This is a genomic window from Bradyrhizobium sp. CCBAU 45394, from assembly GCF_028128655.1.
Lineage (GTDB): Bacteria > Pseudomonadota > Alphaproteobacteria > Rhizobiales > Xanthobacteraceae > Bradyrhizobium > Bradyrhizobium diazoefficiens.
The window spans coordinates 118,601-137,983 of sequence record NZ_LBIX01000017.1 but is presented as its reverse complement, the minus strand read 5'-3'; the positions used below and the strand labels follow the sequence as shown (position 1 = coordinate 137,983).

Annotated in this window: 24 protein-coding genes; 15 read left to right on the top strand and 9 right to left on the bottom strand. The window is 65.2% G+C overall.

Annotation, left to right across the window (positions count from 1 at the left end):
* The first annotated feature begins 87 nt into the window (after window positions 1–87).
* Window positions 88–297, top strand: coding sequence for a hypothetical protein (locus tag WN73_RS10160; RefSeq protein WP_028173835.1), 210 nt, complete (start codon window positions 88–90; stop codon window positions 295–297).
* 4 nt (window positions 298–301) lie between these two features.
* Here WN73_RS10160 and WN73_RS10155 read toward each other — a convergent pair whose 3' ends face one another.
* Complete coding sequence (locus tag WN73_RS10155; protein WP_028173836.1) at window positions 302–688, bottom strand: hypothetical protein; 387 nt, start codon at window positions 686–688, stop codon at window positions 302–304.
* A 220-nt stretch (window positions 689–908) separates the two neighbouring features.
* Between WN73_RS10155 and WN73_RS10150 the strand changes: the two genes are divergently transcribed.
* Window positions 909–2,054 (top strand): DUF3095 domain-containing protein, encoded by a 1,146-nt coding sequence (locus tag WN73_RS10150; RefSeq protein ID WP_028173837.1) that lies wholly within the window; start codon window positions 909–911, stop codon window positions 2,052–2,054.
* Between the two features lie 4 nt (window positions 2,055–2,058).
* Here the strand turns inward: WN73_RS10150 and WN73_RS10145 are convergent, their stop codons facing one another.
* The 3 genes from WN73_RS10145 to WN73_RS10135 form a co-directional block, all read right to left on the bottom strand.
* Window positions 2,059–2,493 carry a DUF2147 domain-containing protein gene (locus tag WN73_RS10145; RefSeq protein WP_028173838.1) on the bottom strand — a complete coding sequence of 145 codons (435 nt, stop codon included), beginning with the start codon at window positions 2,491–2,493 and terminating at the stop codon, window positions 2,059–2,061.
* A gap of 92 nt (window positions 2,494–2,585) precedes the next feature.
* Entirely contained in the window at window positions 2,586–3,971 is a 1,386-nt protein-coding gene (locus WN73_RS10140) for an MATE family efflux transporter (protein ID WP_271552592.1), read from the bottom strand.
* A gap of 82 nt (window positions 3,972–4,053) precedes the next feature.
* The gene (locus WN73_RS10135; protein WP_028173840.1) at window positions 4,054–4,581 is read right to left on the bottom strand and encodes a GNAT family N-acetyltransferase; all 528 of its coding nucleotides are present in this window, start codon (window positions 4,579–4,581) and stop codon (window positions 4,054–4,056) included.
* Window positions 4,582–4,826: 245 nt separating this feature from the next.
* Here WN73_RS10135 and WN73_RS10130 point away from each other — a divergent pair, with 245 nt between their 5' ends.
* The 13 genes from WN73_RS10130 (at window position 4,827) to WN73_RS10070 (ending at window position 14,292) form a co-directional block, all read left to right on the top strand.
* Window positions 4,827–5,423, top strand: coding sequence for a superoxide dismutase (locus WN73_RS10130; protein WP_014491764.1), 597 nt, complete (start codon window positions 4,827–4,829; stop codon window positions 5,421–5,423).
* Between the two features lie 245 nt (window positions 5,424–5,668).
* Window positions 5,669–6,280 (top strand): permease, encoded by a 612-nt coding sequence (locus WN73_RS10125; protein WP_028173841.1) that lies wholly within the window; start codon window positions 5,669–5,671, stop codon window positions 6,278–6,280.
* Entirely contained in the window at window positions 6,277–6,777 is a 501-nt protein-coding gene (locus WN73_RS10120; protein ID WP_008138982.1) for a hypothetical protein, read from the top strand. The genes WN73_RS10125 and WN73_RS10120 overlap by 4 nt, the downstream gene beginning before the upstream one ends.
* A 43-nt stretch (window positions 6,778–6,820) precedes the next feature.
* Window positions 6,821–7,057 carry a hypothetical protein gene (locus WN73_RS10115; RefSeq protein WP_028173842.1) on the top strand — a complete coding sequence of 79 codons (237 nt, stop codon included), beginning with the start codon at window positions 6,821–6,823 and terminating at the stop codon, window positions 7,055–7,057.
* Window positions 7,058–7,059: 2 nt separating this feature from the next.
* Window positions 7,060–7,815, top strand: coding sequence for a metal ABC transporter ATP-binding protein (locus WN73_RS10110; protein WP_028173843.1), 756 nt, complete (start codon window positions 7,060–7,062; stop codon window positions 7,813–7,815).
* A gap of 6 nt (window positions 7,816–7,821) precedes the next feature.
* Complete coding sequence (locus WN73_RS10105) at window positions 7,822–8,691, top strand: metal ABC transporter permease (protein WP_011090495.1); 870 nt, start codon at window positions 7,822–7,824, stop codon at window positions 8,689–8,691.
* 5 nt (window positions 8,692–8,696) lie between these two features.
* Window positions 8,697–9,560, top strand: coding sequence for a metal ABC transporter substrate-binding protein (locus tag WN73_RS10100; RefSeq protein WP_028173844.1), 864 nt, complete (start codon window positions 8,697–8,699; stop codon window positions 9,558–9,560).
* A gap of 54 nt (window positions 9,561–9,614) precedes the next feature.
* Window positions 9,615–10,661: a CobW family GTP-binding protein gene (locus WN73_RS10095; protein WP_011090493.1), complete on the top strand. Its 1,047-nt coding sequence runs from the start codon at window positions 9,615–9,617 to the stop codon at window positions 10,659–10,661.
* Window positions 10,661–11,680, top strand: a complete 1,020-nt coding sequence (locus WN73_RS10090; RefSeq protein WP_028173845.1) for a WD40 repeat domain-containing protein — start codon at window positions 10,661–10,663, stop codon at window positions 11,678–11,680. The genes WN73_RS10095 and WN73_RS10090 overlap by 1 nt, the downstream gene beginning before the upstream one ends.
* 30 nt (window positions 11,681–11,710) lie before the next feature.
* A complete protein-coding gene (locus WN73_RS10085; RefSeq protein WP_011090491.1) occupies window positions 11,711–12,427 on the top strand; it encodes an MgtC/SapB family protein in 717 nt (238 codons plus the stop codon).
* A gap of 4 nt (window positions 12,428–12,431) precedes the next feature.
* Window positions 12,432–13,043 carry a hypothetical protein gene (locus tag WN73_RS10080; protein ID WP_053815142.1) on the top strand — a complete coding sequence of 204 codons (612 nt, stop codon included), beginning with the start codon at window positions 12,432–12,434 and terminating at the stop codon, window positions 13,041–13,043.
* A gap of 60 nt (window positions 13,044–13,103) precedes the next feature.
* Window positions 13,104–13,436, top strand: a complete 333-nt coding sequence (locus tag WN73_RS10075; RefSeq protein WP_028173847.1) for a hypothetical protein — start codon at window positions 13,104–13,106, stop codon at window positions 13,434–13,436.
* A 115-nt stretch (window positions 13,437–13,551) separates the two neighbouring features.
* Complete coding sequence (locus WN73_RS10070; RefSeq protein WP_028173848.1) at window positions 13,552–14,292, top strand: acetoacetate decarboxylase; 741 nt, start codon at window positions 13,552–13,554, stop codon at window positions 14,290–14,292.
* A gap of 133 nt (window positions 14,293–14,425) precedes the next feature.
* On the opposite strand, the gene WN73_RS10065 is transcribed toward WN73_RS10070, so the two are convergent.
* The 5 genes from WN73_RS10065 to WN73_RS10045 form a co-directional block, all read right to left on the bottom strand.
* A complete protein-coding gene (locus WN73_RS10065; protein WP_011090487.1) occupies window positions 14,426–15,868 on the bottom strand; it encodes a homospermidine synthase in 1,443 nt (480 codons plus the stop codon).
* 47 nt (window positions 15,869–15,915) lie between these two features.
* Complete coding sequence (locus WN73_RS10060; RefSeq protein ID WP_028173849.1) at window positions 15,916–16,305, bottom strand: RidA family protein; 390 nt, start codon at window positions 16,303–16,305, stop codon at window positions 15,916–15,918.
* Between the two features lie 147 nt (window positions 16,306–16,452).
* Window positions 16,453–17,040: a GNAT family N-acetyltransferase gene (locus WN73_RS10055; RefSeq protein ID WP_011090485.1), complete on the bottom strand. Its 588-nt coding sequence runs from the start codon at window positions 17,038–17,040 to the stop codon at window positions 16,453–16,455.
* Between the two features lie 145 nt (window positions 17,041–17,185).
* Window positions 17,186–18,328, bottom strand: a complete 1,143-nt coding sequence (locus WN73_RS10050; protein WP_011090484.1) for a type III PLP-dependent enzyme — start codon at window positions 18,326–18,328, stop codon at window positions 17,186–17,188.
* A gap of 675 nt (window positions 18,329–19,003) precedes the next feature.
* Entirely contained in the window at window positions 19,004–19,255 is a 252-nt protein-coding gene (locus WN73_RS10045; RefSeq protein WP_011090482.1) for a hypothetical protein, read from the bottom strand.
* Window positions 19,256–19,383: the final 128 nt, after the last annotated feature.

Below are 19,383 nucleotides of genomic sequence, written 5' to 3'. Positions count from 1 at the left end.
GACATTCGACCGGATTTGGTCGTAAGATGCCCCCGCAATCGATTGGGTTACGTCAATCGATCTGCCCCAATCGACAGGGAGCAGTGCATGACCATGCGAAACATGACCGCTTCAAATCAGGGCCGGACGGAGCAATCGCGCGCGAAGCCGGACGACGTCCGTTGTCCGCCGATGACGCACCAGAATTCCGGCGATCACGGTCACGAGATGTACCCGCAGCAATTCGTGCGCTTGGTCGGCTGCCATGACGCGTCTCACGACGCCTTGCGCAACCGTGAGGATGAGAAGCTGCACTAGTCGCTCACGTCCGAGGCTTAGGCAGGTCAATCCGTTCGTGTGAGAATTCCGGCGGCCCTTCGGTGAGGCGGCGGATGCGACGCTCGCGTTCGTCCTCCGGCAATGCGGGATCGAGCAGTCCCTCGATCTCATGCACCGCGAGCTCCTCGAGCCTGGTCGCGTCCGAGACGACCGTGGACCCCGATGCCGGTGTGGGAGGCGCGATCCTCAGGCCGAACTCGACCAGCTTGCAGATCGCATCCGAGCGCGACAGTTGATGGGCCTCCGCCCAGGCATCGACAGTGGCGGTCAGCAGCTCCGGCATTTTCACCGCACTGATCGCGTCCAGCCCCGTGCGTCGGCGTACCGGCGAGGTGGAGTCCTTGCTACCAAAATCAGACACCCCGATCATCCCGCGCAACCATTTCAGATGGCTCAACCGTAAACGTCATTTTCGGCCGGCTGTTTGATGCTGATCAATGACAAGCTGCGGCATTGCGGCGCGGTGCGATCTTGTTGTCCGCCGCCATTTCGGCCAATGATCGGGACTTCGAGGGGGCGCCAGCCGGCGAACCCGGATCGGTCCTGCCACGTACTTCTCCTGGACGCGTCCAACCATTCGGCATCATCCGATGACATCAGGCGAATCCTTCTATGGCGGCATCCCCGTCTTCCGCGGCTTCACCAGCCTGATGGACCCCGCGCTCTATGCGTCGCTGCCGGATGACTGGAGCATCGGTGTCGCCGACATCGTCGATTCCACCAAGGCGATCGCGGCGCAGCGCTACAAGGCGGTCAACATGGCCGGCGCTGCCGTGATCGCGGCGGTGACCAATGCGCTTGAGGGACGGGAATTCCCCTTCGTGTTCGGCGGTGACGGCGCGAGCTTTGCGGTCGCGCCCGGCGATCTCGATCGCGCCCGGGACGCGCTGGCTGCGACCGCGACCTGGGTACGGGAGGATCTCGATCTGACGATGCGTGTTGCGCTGGTGCCGGTGAGTGCGATCCGGGCGCAAGGTCTCGACGTGCGCGTCGCGCGCTTCGGTCCGTCGGCGAACCTGTCCTATGCGATGTTCTCCGGCGGCGGGCTCGCCTGGGCCGACGCCGCGATGAAGCGCGGCGAGTTCGCCGTCGCTGAGGCGCCGGCCGGCACGCAGCCGGATCTGTCCGGCCTGTCCTGCCGCTTCGAGGTGATTCCGGCCTCGCGCGGCCTGATCCTGTCGGTTCTGGTGATGCCGGCACGCGGCGCGGACCCGCCGGCGTTCCGCAAGGTGATCGAGGACATCATCCACCTCGTCGAACGCAGCCCGGACGGCGCCCGCCCGGTGCCGCCACAGGGGCCGCCGCTGAAATGGCCGCCGCAGGGGCTGGACTACGAAGCCCGCACCAAGCGCGGCGGCCCGCTGCTCGCGCGCCGCGCCGGCGTGCTGGCCTACACGCTGTTCGCCTATCTGATCATGCGCTTCGACATCAAGGTCGGCGGTTTCGTGCCCAACCTCTACAAACGTCAGGTGGTCGAGAACTCGGACTTCAGGAAATATGACGACGGCCTGCGCATGATCCTCGACTGTACACCCGAGCTCGAACGCACCCTCAGCGATCGTCTCGCGGCTGCCGCGCGCGAGGGCGTCGTGCGCTACGGCCTCTACCCGCAGGACGCCGCGATGATGACCTGCTTCACGCCGTCGGCGCTGCGCAGCGACCACGTGCACTTCATCGACGGCGCGCGGGGCGGCTACGCCTCGGCGGCGACGGCGCTGAAGGCGATGATGGCTTGAAGCGCTAGCGTCCCGCGCGCGTCCAGGTTTCGCCCCCGCAAAGCGCGCCGACGCAGCCTTCGACCCGCAGCGAGTCTGCACCCGTGACCGAGACGCTGCTCGCATAGGTGCTGCCGTCGTCGGCATTGTAGATCTGGCCCGACCATTTGTTCGGGCCGGACGGCTGCATGCCGCTGAACAACGGCAGGCCGATCATCGGCCGTCTCGCCAGCGCGGGATTGGGATTCTTGCTGTCGGTGGCGGGCTGGCCGGTCGCGGTGTCCATGGGTTCGCGCAGCCAGATGATAACGCCGCAGAGGCCGCCGCCGCACTTGCTGATCTTGACGCGGGCGTCACCGGCCTGTGTGAGCCAGGTCCCGTCGGCGCTCTGCGCCTGGGCGGCAGTCGCGCCAAGCAGCGCAGCCAGAAGGACGATGAGAGTAGCGAATCTGGAAATCATGGAGGGGCCCCGAAGTGGAGCGCCTCCATAGCAGCCCAGCAGGATAGTGCAACGCTGGATGGAATCACATTCCCGCGCTTATTTGCCTGCGCTCATTTGCCCCAGCGCGCGAAAGCGACGGAGGCCGCGGTAGACAGTCCGAACACCACCATCGCGCCGCCGACCAGCGCGAACAAGGTCCAGGCCGGCGCTTGCGCCATTATGAGGACGCCGCCGCCGATCGCGACGATCAGAAGCCGCGCGGTGGAGGCCAGCACCGGTCCGCCGACGCGCGCGGCGCCCTGCGAGGAGAAGTACAGCGACACGCCCATGCCGAAGAACGCGAAGGCCGGGCCGGCCCAGTGGAAATAGCTGTGCGCGGCGGCGGTGACGCCGGGGTCGGCCGTGAAGAGCGAGGCACACAACGCGGGATCGAGCGCAATGACGAGTCCGATCAGGCCGACGGTGAGGGCGGACGCCGCGGCTGCGGTCCAGGCCACGCGCCGTGCGCGCTTCACATGCCCGGCGCCGATCGCCATGCCGACCATCGGCACCGAGGCGATGCCGAAGGCGAAGGTGATCGGGATCAGCAGAAATTCCAGCCGCGAGCCGATGCCGTAACCGGCCAGCATCTCGGTGCCGAACGTCGCCAGGATCCTGGTGAAGATCAGAATGGTGAGCACGGTCTGCAGCGGCGAGAGGCAGGCGACCGCGCCCACCTTGAGGATGTCCAGGAACATCGCGCGCTCAAAATGAAACGCGCGGAAATCCAGCGGCAGCCGGCTGCGGCCTGACAAGAGATACCAGAGGAAGAAGACCGCGGCGCAGGTGAATGCGATCAACTGGCCGGCGGCGACGCCCGGCATGCCGAATTGCTTCACGCCGAACAGGCCGAGCCCCAGCGTGCCGCCGAGCGCGATCTGGAGCACGCTTGCCCCGATCAGTGTCATCGAGGGCAGGCGCATGTCGCCGGTGCCGCGGATCACCGAGGCCAGCGTGTTGACGAGCCAGATCGCGACCGCGCCGGAGAACAGCACCTGCGAATAACCGCTGGCTTCCTCGAGCACGCGCTCGCGGCCGCCGAGCAGCGTGAAGAACGAGCGGCCGAAGACCAGCATCGTTACCGTGAAGAACAGCCCGCCGCAGAGGCCGATGATGGCGGCATGCAGCGCCAGCGTCGCGGCGCGGTCGCGATCCCCGGCGCCGAGCGCGCGGCTGATCGCGGATGAGACGCCGCCGCCCATCGCGCCCGCGCTCATCATCTGCGTCAGCATCGCGAACGGGAACACCAGCGCGATCGCCGCGAGCGGGATGGTGCCGAGCCGGCCGATATAGGAGGTCTCGGCGATCGCGACCAGCGTGCTGCCGACCATCGCGATCATGTTGGGGATCGCGAGCCGCAGCAGCGTCGGCAGGATCGGCGCCGTCAGCAGGCTGGCGATGGTGGAGGCGACCGGTGCACGCGGCGGGGCGGCGTCTATGGGGGCGTCGATCGTCATGTCCACGGTGCGGAATATTGGATGATGACCGACATATTACAGGGCGTGGCTCTCTGGCACCAGCCCTCCGGTCACGCAGGGCTCACCAGGGCAAGCCGCATAGGTCGATGGTGCCCAGCGTCGGCGCGCGGACGATGTTGAAGACGTACGGCGCCATGTAGTCGAAGCGGATCCGCCCCTCCGGCTGCTCGCAATAGACCTCGCCCTTGAAGGGCAGCCAGCTGCGGGATTCGTAGAACGCAAAATTGTGCGGCTCGCAGAACAGCAGCGCGAAGCGGACCGCCTCGTTGGCGCGCATGGTGTGCACCGCCGCGTCGATAGCCATGGTGGCGTAGCCGCGACCGCGCCGGTCCTCGCGCGTGCAGACGCCGCCGATGCCGCCGGCGTGAACCTTCTGCCCGTTCCAGGTGACGGTGCGAAAGTAGACGCCGACGTGGCAGACGAGGCCGTCCTCGGGCGTCTCGAGCAGCACGCGAAGATGGGCGTTGTCCCATTTGACGTGAGCCCAGGGCTTGTCCGCGACCACATGCGGTCCCCAGACCGCCTGATGCAGCGGCTCGGCGATCGGCCACGAGGCGTCGCCGTTCAAGATGTCGATCTCGATGGTCATGGCTTCGTCCTTCGCAGCTCCGCTTCGTGGCGCATTCGTTCTGTCATAAGCGCTTCAAAGGCAACGATATTTTATGGCGAACCGCACGGCTGATGACCAGCGCGTGCTGCGACGATTTTATGCAATCCAGCCAAGCGGCACCCATCACGCGTTTTCGCAAATTCTGAGGTATTTAACGGCCGCGGAACCTTCTATAAGGGATGACCGTTAGAACACGTTCCCCACCCAGTTGCGGACAAGAACCCATGACCTTTACGCTGCCCCCTCTCCCTTACGCCTATGACGCCCTCGGCCAGTTCATGTCGAAGGAGACGCTCGAATTCCACCACGACAAGCATCATCAGGCCTACGTCACCAACGGCAACAACGCGCTCAAGGGCACCGAATGGGAAGGCAAGTCCCTTGAGGAGATCGTCAAGGGCTCGTTCGGCAAGAACCCCGCGGTGTTCAACAATGCCGGCCAGCACTACAACCACATCCACTTCTGGAGCTGGATGAAGCCCAATGGCGGCGGCACCAAGCTGCCCGGCAAGCTCGAGAAGAAGATCAACGAGGACCTCGGCGGCTTCGAGAAGTTCAAGACCGACTTCCAGGCGGCCGGCGTCGGCCAGTTCGGCTCCGGCTGGTGCTGGCTCCAGGTCAAGAACGGCAAGCTCGAGATCTCCAAGACCCCGAACGGCGAGAATCCGCTGGTGCACGGCGCCACCCCGATCCTCGGCTGCGACGTCTGGGAGCACTCCTACTACATCGACTATCGCAACCGCCGTCCGGACTATCTCAAGGCGTTCGTCGAGAACCTCGTGAACTGGGAATACGTCGAGTCCCTGTTCGACAAGGCGTAAGGCTTTACTCCGTCATTCCGGGGCGATGCGTAGCATCGAACCCGGAATCTCGAGATTCCGGGTTCGGCTTCGCCGCCCCGGAATGACAGACAAGGCGGTCGCATGCGCGGCCGCCTTTTTGCTGTGCGGAATTGATTGAACCAGTCCTGCGTCATGCGCGCATCGGTCTGTGATCGTACCGTTTGCATCGCATGGACGGCGCCCTTAATCAGGACGGGCATCACCATCGAGCCGCCCCACACCCGTTGTCAGACCCTTCCCCGAAAGACCCGGCGCCTGCCGAGGACGCGGAGTCCGAGCCGCGGCCGGGCCGTGTGCGCAAGCCGATCGGCTGGTCGACGATCATCATCGCGGCCCTGGTGGCGGTCAGCGCGGCGCTGGTGTGGCGGCGTGACGGCACCGACGGCGTTCTCGACATTCTCACCCACGACCTCTCGCTGTTCGGCGGCATCCTGCCGCGCGTGCTGGCCGGCTGCCTGCTCGGCGCCTTCATCTCCGAGATCCTGCCGCACGAAAAAGTCTCGCGCTCGCTCGGGCCGCAATCCGGCCTGAAGGGCCTTCTGATCGGCACCGCCTTTGGCGCGATCCTGCCGGGCGGTCCTTTCACCGCCTATCCCGTGGCGAGCGCGCTGCTGGCGGTCGGCGCCGATTTCGGCGCCACCATCGCCATGGTCGTGAGCTGGACCCTGATCGGCTACGGCCGGGCGGTCGCCTGGGAAATCCCGATCATGGGCACCGATTTCACGCTGTGGCGGATCGTCATCTCGCTGCCGCTGCCGGTGCTCGCAGGCGGCCTCGGCCGCTTCGTCTATGTCCGGCTCTATCCGAAGCGTGACAGCGATGAGGAGGCGAGTTGAGCGCGGCGCTCCTCATCGACATCCTGCTATGGGGCTCGGTCTTCGGCGTCGGCCTGATCGCTTTCCGTCGCGGCCCGCCGGTGTTCAAGGCCTCGCTGCGCGAAGGCTCGATGGACTTCATCAACATCGTGCCGCGGATCGCGTTGGGGGTGATCGGCTCAGGCTACATCGCCGCCATCATCCCCCAGGAAGTGATCACCGGCTGGCTTGGCCCCGACAGCGGCTGGCTTGGGGTCGCGACCGCCGTGGTCGCCGGCGCCGCCACGCCCGGCGGCCCCGTGATCGGCTTCTCCATCGGGACCGTGGCGCTGAAGTCGGGCGGCGGGGTGCCGCAAGTGGTCGCCTATGTCGTCGCCTGGGCGCTGTTTGCCTTCCAGCGGGTGATTTTGTGGGAAATCCCGTTCATGCCGGCCCGTTTCGTCTGGTTCCGCTGCGCCGTTTCGGTGCCGTTCCCGTTCGTGGCGGCCGCCATCGCGATGGTGATCGGCAAGCCCTGAGCCCGGCGTGGACAGGCATAATGTTATAATATAACGTCCAGACATGGTTCCCGCCGCGTCCCACGCCCACCATCACGACCATGCCCACGGCCATTCTCATGGCGACGCGCATTCGCACGGGCACGACCACACCCATGCCCACGTCCATGACGCGACCTCGCCGCATCCGGCCCAGGCGGCGCCCTGGTCGATCCTGCGCATGACCATGGCGGGCCGCCTCTCGGCCGCCGTTGCCGTCTGCGCCGTGCTCTGGGGCATCGTCTTTCTGGCAATGAGGTGACGATGGCGGCGCTGCATTTCCACAACGTCACGCTGGGCTACGACCGGCATCCGGCCGTGCACCATCTCAACGGCGAGGTTGCGCCGGGTGCGCTGGTCGCCGTGATCGGCCCGAACGGCGCCGGCAAGTCGACCCTGCTGCGCGGCATCGTCGGCATCCTCAGGCCGCTCGACGGCAGCATCCATCTCGGCGGGCTCGACTCCCGCGATATCGCCTATCTGCCGCAGAGCGCGGAGATCGACCGCAGCTTCCCCATCTCGGTGTTCGACTTCGTCGGCACCGGCCTGTGGCGCGGCACCGGCCTGTTCGGCGGAATCGGCAAAGCCGCGCGCGAAAAAATCCTCCGCGCGATCGGCGCCGTTGGGCTGAATGGCTTCGAGAACCGCCCGATCGGCACGCTCTCCGGCGGTCAGATGCAGCGCGTGCTGTTCGCGCGCGTGTTGCTCCAGGACGCGCGGTTGATCGTGCTCGACGAGCCCTTCAACGCCATCGACAGCAAGACCACGACTGACCTGCTCGCGCTGGTGAAGCGCTGGCACGGCGAGGGCCGCACGGTGCTCGCCGCGCTGCATGACATGGAGATGGTGCGCAGCCATTTCACCGAGACCCTGGTGCTGGCGCGCGGCCCTGTGGCATGGGGCCCGACGGCGGAGGTGCTGACGCCGGAGAACCTCATGGTCGCGATGCGGATGTGCGAGGCGTTCGACGACAGCGCCGCGGCCTGCGCGGCCGACGATGCCCGCTCGCGGGCGGCGTGACCGCAAATGCTCCATGACGCGCTGATCGGTCCGTTCACCGAATTCGAGTTCATGCGGCGCGCGCTTGCCGCCGTGATCGCGCTGTCGCTCGCGGGCGCGCCGATCGGCGTATTCCTGATGCTGCGGCGGATGAGCCTCGTCGGCGATGCCATGGCGCATGCGATCCTGCCGGGCGCGGCGGTCGGCTTCCTGCTCTCCGGTCTCAATCTGTTTGCAATGACGGCCGGCGGCCTGTTCGCGGGCTTTGCGGTCGCGATCCTCGCCGGTGTGGTCGCGCGCTCGACCGGGCTGAAGGAGGACGCGTCGCTCGCGACCTTCTACCTGGCCTCGCTGGCGCTGGGGGTGACCATCGTCTCGATCAAGGGCACCAATATCGACCTGCTGCACGTGCTGTTCGGCAACATCCTCGCGATGGACGACCAGACGCTGCTGGTGGTCGCCTTCAACGCCACGGTGACGCTGCTGGTGCTCGCCGTGATCTACCGCCCGCTGGTGATCGAGAGTGTCGATCCGCTGTTCCTGCGCACTGTCAGCCGGGCCGGGGGGCCTGCGCATCTCGCTTTCCTCGCGCTCGTCGTGATCAACCTCGTCAACGGCTTTCAGGCGCTCGGCACGCTGCTCGCGGTGGGGCTGATGATCCTGCCGGCCGGCATCGCGCGGTTCTGGTCGCGCGATCTCACGGCGATGATCTGCATCGCGGTCGTCGCTGCCGCGGTCTCGGGCTATGCCGGCCTCGTGCTGTCGTTCCAGACCCGCGTGCCGTCGGGCCCCGCGATCATTCTGGTCGCGACCGTGCTCTACATCGTCTCGGTGCTGTTCGGCCGGGTCGGCGGCATCGTCCGGCAGTTGTTTCCCGGCCGGCATCTGGAAGCGTGACGGCGATGCGCTTCCTTCTGCTCCTTGCATTGCTGCTGACCGCCTCGCCGCTGCATGCCGCGGAACGGCTCAACGTCGTCACGAGCTTCTCGATCCTCGGCGACTTCGTCCGCAACGTCGGCGGCGACCGGGTCAGCGTCACCACGCTGGTCGGCCCCGACAGCGACGTCCATGTCTACACTCCGGCGCCAAGCGATGCGAAGCGGATCGCGGACGCAAAGTTCGTTGTCGTCAATGGGCTCGGCCTCGAGGGCTGGCTGCCGCGCCTCGTGCAATCCTCCGGCAGCAAGGCAACGGTCGTCACCGCCAGCGCCGGCATCGCGCCCCTGAAGCTTGGCTCGGCTGCCGATCCGCATGCCTGGCAGTCCGTCCCCAACGCCAAGGTTTACGTGACGGATATCGCCAACGCGCTGGCCGCGGCCGATCCCGAGGACGCGGAGTTCTTCCGCGCCCAGGCCAAGGCCTATCTGGAAAAGCTCGAAACGCTCGACCGCGAGGTGCGCGAGGCCGTTGCGAAAATTCCGCCCGAGCGGCGCAAGGTGATCTCCACCCATGACGCCTTCGGCTATTTCGCCGCCGAATACGGTATCCAGTTCATCGCGCCGCTCGGCGTCTCCACCGAAACCGAGCCGAGCGCGCGGGACATCGCCGCCATCATCGGCCAGATCAAAGGCCAGAAGATCCCGGCGGTATTCTTGGAGAATATCAGCGACGACCGCCTGATCCGGCGGATCGCGGCCGAGACCGGGGCAAAGGTCGGCGGGACCTTGATTTCGGACGGTTTGACGGGTGAAAAGGGGTCCGCACCCACTTACATTGACATGGTCAGGCACAATATAAAGGCCCTGACCAGCGCGCTTGACCACTAGGGCAGGGGCCACCCCGCCTCGCGTCGCGCGAAAGAGCCCGACCCCGGAGTAGTTATGTCTGAAGCGACCTCCCAGAAAATTCCCGTGACCGTCCTGACCGGCTATCTCGGCGCCGGCAAGACAACGCTTTTGAACCGCATCCTTTCGGAAAACCACGGCAAGAAATACGCCGTCATCGTCAACGAGTTCGGCGAGATAGGCATCGACAACGACCTCATCATCGGTGCCGATGAGGAAGTGTTCGAGATGAACAATGGCTGCATCTGCTGCACCGTGCGCGGCGACCTCGTGCGCATCATGGACGGGCTGATGAAGCGCAAGGGCAAGTTCGACGCCATCATCGTCGAGACCACCGGCCTTGCCGATCCGGCGCCGGTGGCCCAGACCTTCTTTGTCGACGAGGACGTGCAGAAGAACGCGCGCCTCGACGCGGTGGTGACGGTTGCCGACGCCAAATGGCTGTCCGACCGTCTGAAGGACGCGCCCGAGGCCAAGAACCAGATCGCCTTTGCCGACGTCATCGTGCTGAACAAGACCGACCTCGTCACCAAGGGTGAGCTCGCCGAGGTCGAGGCCCGCATCCGCGCCATCAACCCCTATGCGAAACTCCACCGCACCGAGCGCTGCTCGGTGGCGCTGGCCGACGTGCTCGACCGCGGCGCGTTCGACCTCGACCGCATCCTCGACATCGAGCCGGACTTTTTGGAGGCCGACGATCATGACCACGACCATGATCATCACCACCACGGCCACGACCATCATCACCACGATCACGGCCACGGCCTGAAGCACTATCACGACGAGGACATGCAATCGCTGTCGCTCAAGACCGACAAGCCGCTCGATCCGAACATGTTCATGCCCTGGCTCCAGAACCTGGTGCAGGTCGAGGGCGGCAAGATCCTGCGCTCCAAGGGCATACTCGCCTTCCACGACGACGATGACCGCTACGTCTTCCAGGGCGTCCATATGATGCTGGAGGGTAACCACCAGCGGAAATGGAAGGACGGCGAGCCGCGCGAGAGCCGCCTCGTCTTCATCGGCCGCGAATTGCCGGAAGAGGCCATCCGCAAGGGTTTTGAGAGCTGCATCGTCTCGTGATGAAAGAGTTTACGCCCGCCCCCGATTCCGCTTCGATCGTCTCCGTCACCGACCGCGTCAAGCCGGTCGCGCTCGGCATGGGCGTGACGTCGGTGCATTTCCTCGGTGACCGCGCCGCCTTCGTCGGCGGCGAGGAGAACGTCGCGTTCGTCGATAGCCAGGGCGAGATCACCACCGTCGCCGTCCACGGCGGCGGCATTCTCTCGACCGCGTCCGACGGCAAGCGCCTCGTCATGGGCGGCGACGACGGCAAGGTCGTGTCGCTCGATGCCAAGGGCGAGGTGACGTTGCTCGCCACCGACCCCAAGCGCCGCTGGATCGACGCGGTGGCGCTGCACGCGGACGGGGCCTTCGCCTGGTCCGCCGGCAAGACGGCGACCGTCAAGAGCGGCAAGAACGAGGAAAAGTCGCTCGAGGTGCCCTCGACCGTCGGCGGCCTTGCGTTCGCGCCGAAGGGCCTGCGGCTCGCGATTGCGCATTACAACGGCGCGACGCTGTGGTTTCCGAACATGGCGGCATCGGCCGAATTCCTGCCCTGGGCCGGCTCGCATCACGCGGTGACCTTCAGCCCGGACAACAAATTCCTGGTCACCGCGATGCACGAACCGGCGCTGCACGGCTGGCGGCTCGCCGACAACCGCCACATGCGCATGACCGGCTATCCCGGCCGCGTTCGCTCGATGTCCTGGAGCGCGGGCGGCAAGGCGCTTGCGACCTCGGGCGCCGATACCGTCATCCTGTGGCCGTTCGGCAGCAAGGATGGCCCGATGGGCAAGGAGCCCGCGATGCTCGCGCCGCTTCAGGCGCGCGTCTCGGTCGTCGCCTGCCATCCCAAGAACGACATCCTCGCCGCGGGTTACAGCGACGGCACCGTGCTGATGGTGCGGCTGGAGGACGGCGCCGAGATCCTGGTCCGCCGCAATGGCACACCGCCGGTGGCGGCGCTCGCCTGGAACGTCAAGGGCACGCTGCTGGCGTTTGCGGATGAAAATGGGGACGGCGGCCTGCTGGAGCTTTGATCTGTCATCGTTCCGGCCGTATAGGGGGCCATGCGGTTTCTGACGACGTTCCAGATTGCTGATTTCGCCGACACGCTGGTCAGCCTGTTCACGGCCTTCGTGCTGGGCACGCTGATCGGCGCCGAGCGGCAGTATCGCCAGCGCACCGCGGGCCTGCGCACCAACGTGCTGGTCGCGGTGGGTGCGGCCGCCTTCGTCGATCTCGCCATGCACCTGACCGGGGCCGACGGCGCGGTGCGCGTGATCTCCTACGTCGTCTCCGGCATCGGCTTCCTCGGCGCCGGCGTTATCATGAAGCAGGGCATGGACGTGCGCGGGCTCAACACCGCGGCGACGCTGTGGGCCTCGGCCGCGGTCGGCTCCTGCGCCGGCGCCGACATGGTCGCGCAGGCGGCCGCGCTGACCGTGTTCGTCATCGCCGGCAACACCATGCTGCGCCCGCTGGTCAACGCCATCAACCGCATTCCGCTGAATGAGAAGACTTCGGAGGCGACCTACTATTTCAAGCTCGCGGTGGCGGCGGATGCCTTGCCCGACATGCGCGACCGGCTGGTCGAGAAGCTCGAGGGCGCAAAATATCCGGTGGCCGATATCGACGTGGTCGAGACCGGGGACGATCTGATCGAGATCGTCGCAAAGCTGGTCGCGACCGCGGTCGATCCGAACGAGCTGAACGCGGTGGCGACCGATCTTCAGCACCTGCCGGGCGTGCGCCACGCCACCTGGGAAGTCAGCACAACGGACTGAGGGCATGGCCGAACAGGCTCGCGGACTGTTTATGCGATTGTGCCGCCTAGCAATCCTGCGGATTGCGCTCTCGTCAGTTGTGCCGTTCATCGCTCCGGCGCATGCCGACAGAATCGGCTATGAGGGCGTCGTCGATATCTCGGCTGAGGCGGGGACGCTTCGCGCCGAACATCATCACGATTGGGGCTATAGTAGCGAAAAATCACGCTGGAAGATGATCTCTTCGACAAGAAACCCCTTCACCGCGGACAATGACTATTCCTATCTGCGCTTGCACGACACCACGACCGGTACAGAGTTATTTCGCCGCCCCGTTCCGGCACTGACATACATCTGGATTTCGCCCAATCTGAAATACGTTGTCGGGCTTTCGCACATCATGCTTTGGAATCCGTGCCAACTCGTTGTTTTTTCCAAGTCGGGCGATCGCTTGCTTGAACGGGACATGGTCAGCGCGGATTGGCCGGGAGTAAGATGGAGCGCGTCAAATTGGATTTACTGGTACAAAGAGCCCGCGCCGAAGATCGCCATCGCTGACGACGGGACTAACGCCACGCTCACAATCGAAGATCCGCTTGGGGTTCCCCGTCAGTTTCAGTTCCCGGCGGCTCGCTAGCCGCGGCGGAACCGGTGCGCTCCAATTTCGTTGATCCCGCGGACAAAGGCGGTGATCGACATGCCCGGCCAATATGACAAGCGCAGACTGAAAATCGACCTGATGATCGCCTGTTCGCTGTTTGCAGCCGGCGTCGTGGTGTCAGGCCTGTCGCTGGCGCAAATCCGCGCCGAGAGCCGGATGCAGACGGCGCAGGCGACAGGGCCGCTCCAGGGCACGCCGTCCGACGATCAGAGCAAGACTCCGGCTGAATCAAAGCCCGGCGGAGACCGGCCGACCACACCGGCGCCCGAGCCCGCGCGCCCCGATCCGCAGACGCAAGGCGCAGCCACCAAGCCGGCACTGCCGGCGGCGCCCGCGGAGAAGATCGCGCCGCCGATCAGGGAGAAGTAGCCCGACGGCCGGCATATTGTGACGCGCATTTGACGACCGATGCTAATTATACGATCTCGCATCGGCAGGCGGCCCGATCCATAATCCGTCACGCCAACGACAGATGGGGCCTCCCATGAAGATCGAAGACGTCCGCCGCACCGCTTATTCGATGCCGCTCACCAATCCGGCATTTCCGCCGGGGCCATATCGCTTCTTCGACCGCGAATATTTCATCATCACCTACAGGACCGATCCCGAAGCCCTCGCCACCATCGTGCCCGAGCCGCTTGAGGTGGCGGAGCCGTTGGTGAAATACGAATTCATTCGCATGCCAGACTCGACCGGATTCGGCGACTACACCGAAACCGGGCAGGTGATCCCGGTCCGCTTCAAGGGCGAGGAGGGCGGCTACACCCACGCGATGTATCTGGACGACGAGGCCCCGATCGCCGGCGGCCGCGAGTTGTGGGGCTTTCCGAAGAAGCTCGCGAGGCCCAAGATCGAGGTCGAGAGCGACGTCCTGGTCGGCTCGCTGCATTACGGCTCGGTACTCTGCGCTTCGGCCACGATGGGTTACAAGCACCGCAAGGTCGACCACGACACGGTGCTGAAGTCGATGGCGTCGCCGAACTTCATCCTGAAGATCATCCCGCATGTCGACGGCAGCCCGCGGATCTGCGAGCTGGTGCGCTTTCATCTCGATGACGTCGTGCTGAAGGAAGCGTGGACTGGCCCTGCCGCACTCGGCCTGTTTCCCCACGCACTCTGCGACGTCGCCCGCCTGCCGGTGCGCGAGGTGATCTCGGCGCTGCATTTCAAAGCGGACCTGACGCTTGGGCTCGGCAGCGTGGCGTTCGATTACATGGCCAAGTAACGAACGTCATTCCGGGGCATCGCGCCAGCGATGAACTATGGTGCGCACTCGCGCACCTGAGAATCTCTTGCTAGGAACTTCGAGATCCCGGGTCTGCGCGCCTGGCGCGCATCCCGGGATGACCCCTTCGGGGTCAACGCACCAGAATATTCCGGAACTGCCAGGGATCGCTGGTATCGATATCTTCCGGAAACAGTCCTGGACGGTCCGTCAGCGGCGTCCAGTCGGTGTAGAAACCCTTCACCGGGCCGAGATAGGGCAGCTGGATTTCCAGCAGGCGATCGAAATCCATCTCGTCGGCTTCGACGATGCCCTCGTTCGGGTTTTCCAGTGCCCACACCATGCCGCCGAGCACGGCGGAGGTCACTTGCAGGCCGGTGGCGTTCTGATAGGGCGCCAGTTTGCGGGTCTCCTCGATGGAGAGCTGCGAGCCGTACCAGTAGGCATTGTTGTCATGGCCGAACAGCAGCACGCCGAGCTCGTCGATGCCGTCGACGATTTCGTTCTCATCGAGGATGTGGTGCTTTTCCTGCATCTTCGCGGCGCGGCCGAACATCTCATGCAGCGACAGCACGGCATCGTCAGCCGGATGATAGGCGTAGTGGCAGGTCGGCCGATAGACCGCCTTGCCCGAGGCGTCACGCACCGTGAAGTAATCGGCGATCGAGATCGACTCGTTGTGGGTGACGAGGAAGCCGTACTGCGCGCCGCGGGTCGGGCACCAGGTGCGCACGCGCGTGTTGGCGCCGGGCTGCATCAGATAGATGGCGGCGCCGCAGCCGGCTTCGTGGGTCCGCGCATTCTCGGGCATCCATTTTTCATGGGTGCCCCAGCCGAGCTCGGACGGCTGCACGCCTTCCGACAGGAAACCTTCCACCGACCAGGTGTTGACGAAGACATCAGGCTCTTTCGGCTTCTTGGAGCGCTGGGTGTCGCGTTCGGCGATGTGGATGCCCTTGATGCCGGCCTGCCGCATCAGGTCCGCCCATTCGGCCTTGGTCTTCGGCTTGGGGGCATTGAGCTTCAGGTCGGCGGCGACATTGAGCAGCGCCTGCTTGACGAAGAAGGACACCATGCCGGGATTGGCGCCGCAGCAGGAGACGGCCGTGGTCGAGCCCGCCGGGCGCGCCTTCTTGGCGGCCAGCGTCACTTCGCGCAGGGCGTAGTTGGAGCGCGCTTCCGGGCCCTTCGACGAATCGAAATAGAAGCCGAGCCAGGGCTCGTTGACGGTATCGATATAAAGAGCGCCGAGCTCGTTGCAGAGCTCCATGATGTCGGTCGAGCCGGTATCGACCGAGAGATTGACGCAAAAGCCCTGGCCGCCGCCTTCGGTGAGCAGCGGGGTCAGCAACTCGCGATAATTGTCCTTGGTCACGCCCTTCTGGATGAAGCGGACATTGTGCTTCTCGCAATGTGCCTTGCGGCCCTCGTCCTTGGGATCGATCACAGTGACGCGCGACTTGTCGTAATCGAGATGCCGCTCGATCAGCGGCAGCGTGCCTTTGCCGATGGAGCCGAAGCCGACCATGACGATGGGACCAGTGATCTTCGCGTAGATCTGCGAGGCGGGGCTCATGGGATGGTTTCTCCGGAACGTGCTGGCGGACAAAGGGTGAGGGTGGATCAGGCGCTGCGGCGCTTGGCGGTGACTTCGATCTCGACCTTCATCTCAGGCTTGTAGAGCGCCGAGACAACGAGGAGCGTTGCCGCCGGGCGGATGTCGCCGAGGACTTCGCCGCAAACGGCAAAGTGCGCGTCTGCATCCTTGATGTCGGTGAGGTAGTAGGTCACGCGGACGATGTCGGCCATCTCGAAACCACCCTCCTTCAGGGCAGCTTCGATGGTCTTGAAGCAGTTGCGTGACTGGCTCGTGACATCGGCCGGCATCGTCATCGTGGTGTAGTCATAGCCGGTGGTTCCCGCGACGAAGGCGAAGTCGCCGTCGACCACGGCGCGGCTGTAGCCGGCGGTCTTCTCGAACGGGGAGCCGGTGGAGATCAGGCGACGGGACATGGGTTCGGCCTCGACTGAAAGAGGTGTTTCGCGGGGTTAAAGGGTGTTTCCGGGGCCTGCGCAACCCCAAAGGAAATGAGCTTGGCGCGGGCGCGACCGGGCGTTGCTGCTCACTGCAGCTTCGGTCGTCGCCATCATGACAATCCCTTAGGCCGCGTGCGCCTGGAGGGGGCGAACCACCCTCCGTTTGGCCAGGGCCGCGCCGGTCGGGACGATCATCCCCTCGGCGCCATCCAGCGCACCGGCCTGGAATTCGATCGCCAGCAGGCGGTCTCGCTCGAACGGGCCGGGCAGCATCAGTGCGCCGGTCCTCTCGGCCGAGAAGCCGAAACGCGCATAGTAGGGGGCATCGCCAAGCAGGATCACGGCGGCATGCCCGCGCGCCCGGGCGGCGGCCAGCGCTTGTTGCATCAGCGCGGCGCCGATCCCGAGCTCGCGGCAGGCAGGGTCCACCGCCAGCGGTCCGAGGACCAGAGCGGGCCTGCCTCCGGCGCTGACGTGCCACAGCCGCACGGTTCCCACGAGTGTCCCCTCGCGCACAGCCGACAGGGCAAGGCCTGAGGCAGGTGCACGTCCGTCGCGCAGGCGCTGGCAGGTGCGGCCATGGCGGTTCTCGCCAAAGCTGGCATCGAGCAGCGCTTCACGGGCGGCGACGTCGGCAGCACGCTCCGCACGGATCGCGAACGGAGCGGCTTTCGAAGTGAGGGCGACTTGTGGCTTCCGAAAAGCAGTCATGGCGCGTCAGTCCCCGCTTGAACCGACATGCGATCAGCACGCCGGCTCAAGACGTCGTCAGAAATCAGAAATGTGAGGGAGGAGCCGGCAAGCCGGCTCCCGGGTTCGTCAGGCCTCGAGAGCGAGGCGGGTCAGATGTGGCAAATCAGATATGGTAGGTCTTCAGCGGCGGGATACCGTTGAACGCCACCGACGAGTAGGTGGACGTATAGGCCCCGGTGCCTTCGATCAGCACCTTGTCGCCGATCTCGAGCGTCACCGGGAGCGGATACGGGTTCTTCTCGTACAGCACGTCGGCGCTGTCGCAGGTGGGTCCCGCGAGCACGCACGGCGTCATGTCCGCGCCGTCATGGGCGGTGCGGATGGCGTAGCGGATCGACTCGTCCATGGTCTCGGCCAGGCCGCCGAACTTGCCGATGTCGAGATAGACCCAGCGCACCTCGTCCTCGTCGCTCTTCTTCGAGATGAGCACGACCTCGGACTCGATGATGCCGGCGTTGCCCACCATGCCGCGGCCCGGCTCGATGATGGTCTCCGGGATCTGGTTGCCGAAGTGCTTGCGCAGCGCGCGGAAGATCGAGCGGCCGTAGGTCACCACCGGCGGCACGTCCTTCAGGTACTTGGTCGGGAAGCCGCCGCCCATGTTGACCATGGAGAGGTTGATGCCGCGCTCGGCACAGTCGCGGAACACCTGCGAGGCCATCGCCAGCGCACGGTCCCACGCCTTCACCTTGCGCTGCTGCGAGCCGACATGGAAGGAGATGCCGCACGGCTCCAGGCCCAGGCGCTTGGCGACGTCCAGCACGTCGACGGCCATCTCCGGGTCGCAACCGAACTTGCGCGACAGCGGCCACTCGGCGCCGGCGCAGTCATAGAGGATGCGGCAGAACACCTTCGCGCCGGGAGCGGCACGGGCGATCTTCTCGACCTCGGCGGCGCAATCGACCGCGAACAGCCGAATGCCGAGCGCGAAGGCGCGCGCGATGTCGCGCTCCTTCTTGATCGTGTTGCCGAAGGAGATGCGGTCGGGCGTAGCGCCGGCGGCCAGCGCCATCTCGATCTCGGCGACGGTCGCGGTGTCGAAGCAGGAGCCCATGGAGGCGAGCAGGGCCAGCACTTCCGGCGCCGGGTTCGCCTTGACGGCATAGAACACGCGGCTGTCGGGCAGCGCCTTGGAAAAGGTCTGGTAATTGTCGCGCACGACCTCGAGGTCGACGACGAGGCACGGCTCGGTGTCCCGGCCCTCGCTGCGGCGATTGCGCAGGAATTCCTGAATACGTTCGGTCATAGCACTCTCCCAAACGGCCCAGCGACGGGGATCCGTTCAAAAAATGACGTCGGATAAGAGCGCTCTGGCCGGATTGCGCGATGGAGGCGCAACGAAGCCAAAAGACTCAAACCAGACTGTGCTGCCGTGGATTGGTTGGGAATTTCCCGCCCGCACACCTGGCAATGAAGGACAAGCCTTTTCAGTAGCCCGCGCCGGCGTTGGACTGCCGGTAGAGACCAAAAAAGCCCGATCCGTCGTTGCTTTAAGTCGCGTCCCCCGTTGAGAGCGGGGTGCGCCGGTTCGCCTCCGGCTGCCAGTCACGGTTGCAAAGAGTGAAGTCACCTTCGACATGGCATCTCTTGAGAGAGATGCTGGACGCTCCGGGTTTGCTTCGTCGTCCGACCTTTCGGTCTTTTGACTTCCGCACTTCCGAAGAGCCCCTCGGCTTCTTCACCCCTTGGCGGCTGTCCGGCCTCTTGTCCGGATACCTACCGACTGACACACGACCACAGGCACGTGCGAAATTGGGCAAGAGCGCACATAAGCGTTTTGACTCTGCTTCGCAACAATTTTTTTAGGCTGAGAACAGATTTGCCTAACATCTGCTTGCGCAGTGTTGCGCGAGCGACGCGGAAGATGAACGCGCGTTAAGTTTTCAAGCCTGCGCGCGTGTCTCTCTCGCGCGAGCGAGCGTCAGCCGCGCTTCGTGAAGGGCTCGACGCGCTGCGCGGCGCGGACGAACGCGGTCATCACCAGCACGCCGAGTGCGAACAGCACGGCCTGGAGGATGTGCGCGCCCTGATCGCCTAAACCGAACAGGATCGCGAGCGCCCAGCCGCCGGCAAAGGCCGCGCCGAACACCTCCGCGCCGATCAGGATGGCGGCGCTGATGACGGTGATGACGCTGGGCCAGACGATCTGGCGGGAAGAGGAAGGCGCGTTCATGGGGCTCAGGGATCCCTAGTCTTCGAGGGCCGCAATCTCTCCGAAAAGGCAGGCGGGAGCAAGGCCAAATGGCCCAAAAAAGCCCGATCGCATGCTATAGCTGGCCGCAACAAACCAGCTCGAAAACC

Coding starts and splice junctions, on each gene's coding strand:
- WN73_RS10160 (WP_028173835.1), top strand. CDS start 88: ATGACCATGCGAAACATGACCGCTTCAAATCAGGGCCGGACGGAGCAA.
- WN73_RS10155 (WP_028173836.1), bottom strand. CDS start 688: ATGATCGGGGTGTCTGATTTTGGTAGCAAGGACTCCACCTCGCCGGTA.
- WN73_RS10150 (WP_028173837.1), top strand. CDS start 909: ATGACATCAGGCGAATCCTTCTATGGCGGCATCCCCGTCTTCCGCGGC.
- WN73_RS10145 (WP_028173838.1), bottom strand. CDS start 2,493: ATGATTTCCAGATTCGCTACTCTCATCGTCCTTCTGGCTGCGCTGCTT.
- WN73_RS10140 (WP_271552592.1), bottom strand. CDS start 3,971: ATGACGATCGACGCCCCCATAGACGCCGCCCCGCCGCGTGCACCGGTC.
- WN73_RS10135 (WP_028173840.1), bottom strand. CDS start 4,581: ATGACCATCGAGATCGACATCTTGAACGGCGACGCCTCGTGGCCGATC.
- WN73_RS10130 (WP_014491764.1), top strand. CDS start 4,827: ATGACCTTTACGCTGCCCCCTCTCCCTTACGCCTATGACGCCCTCGGC.
- WN73_RS10115 (WP_028173842.1), top strand. CDS start 6,821: ATGGTTCCCGCCGCGTCCCACGCCCACCATCACGACCATGCCCACGGC.
- WN73_RS10110 (WP_028173843.1), top strand. CDS start 7,060: ATGGCGGCGCTGCATTTCCACAACGTCACGCTGGGCTACGACCGGCAT.
- WN73_RS10105 (WP_011090495.1), top strand. CDS start 7,822: ATGCTCCATGACGCGCTGATCGGTCCGTTCACCGAATTCGAGTTCATG.
- WN73_RS10100 (WP_028173844.1), top strand. CDS start 8,697: ATGCGCTTCCTTCTGCTCCTTGCATTGCTGCTGACCGCCTCGCCGCTG.
- WN73_RS10095 (WP_011090493.1), top strand. CDS start 9,615: ATGTCTGAAGCGACCTCCCAGAAAATTCCCGTGACCGTCCTGACCGGC.
- WN73_RS10090 (WP_028173845.1), top strand. CDS start 10,661: ATGAAAGAGTTTACGCCCGCCCCCGATTCCGCTTCGATCGTCTCCGTC.
- WN73_RS10085 (WP_011090491.1), top strand. CDS start 11,711: ATGCGGTTTCTGACGACGTTCCAGATTGCTGATTTCGCCGACACGCTG.
- WN73_RS10080 (WP_053815142.1), top strand. CDS start 12,432: ATGGCCGAACAGGCTCGCGGACTGTTTATGCGATTGTGCCGCCTAGCA.
- WN73_RS10075 (WP_028173847.1), top strand. CDS start 13,104: ATGCCCGGCCAATATGACAAGCGCAGACTGAAAATCGACCTGATGATC.
- WN73_RS10070 (WP_028173848.1), top strand. CDS start 13,552: ATGAAGATCGAAGACGTCCGCCGCACCGCTTATTCGATGCCGCTCACC.
- WN73_RS10065 (WP_011090487.1), bottom strand. CDS start 15,868: ATGAGCCCCGCCTCGCAGATCTACGCGAAGATCACTGGTCCCATCGTC.
- WN73_RS10060 (WP_028173849.1), bottom strand. CDS start 16,305: ATGTCCCGTCGCCTGATCTCCACCGGCTCCCCGTTCGAGAAGACCGCC.
- WN73_RS10055 (WP_011090485.1), bottom strand. CDS start 17,040: ATGACTGCTTTTCGGAAGCCACAAGTCGCCCTCACTTCGAAAGCCGCT.
- WN73_RS10050 (WP_011090484.1), bottom strand. CDS start 18,328: ATGACCGAACGTATTCAGGAATTCCTGCGCAATCGCCGCAGCGAGGGC.
- WN73_RS10045 (WP_011090482.1), bottom strand. CDS start 19,255: ATGAACGCGCCTTCCTCTTCCCGCCAGATCGTCTGGCCCAGCGTCATC.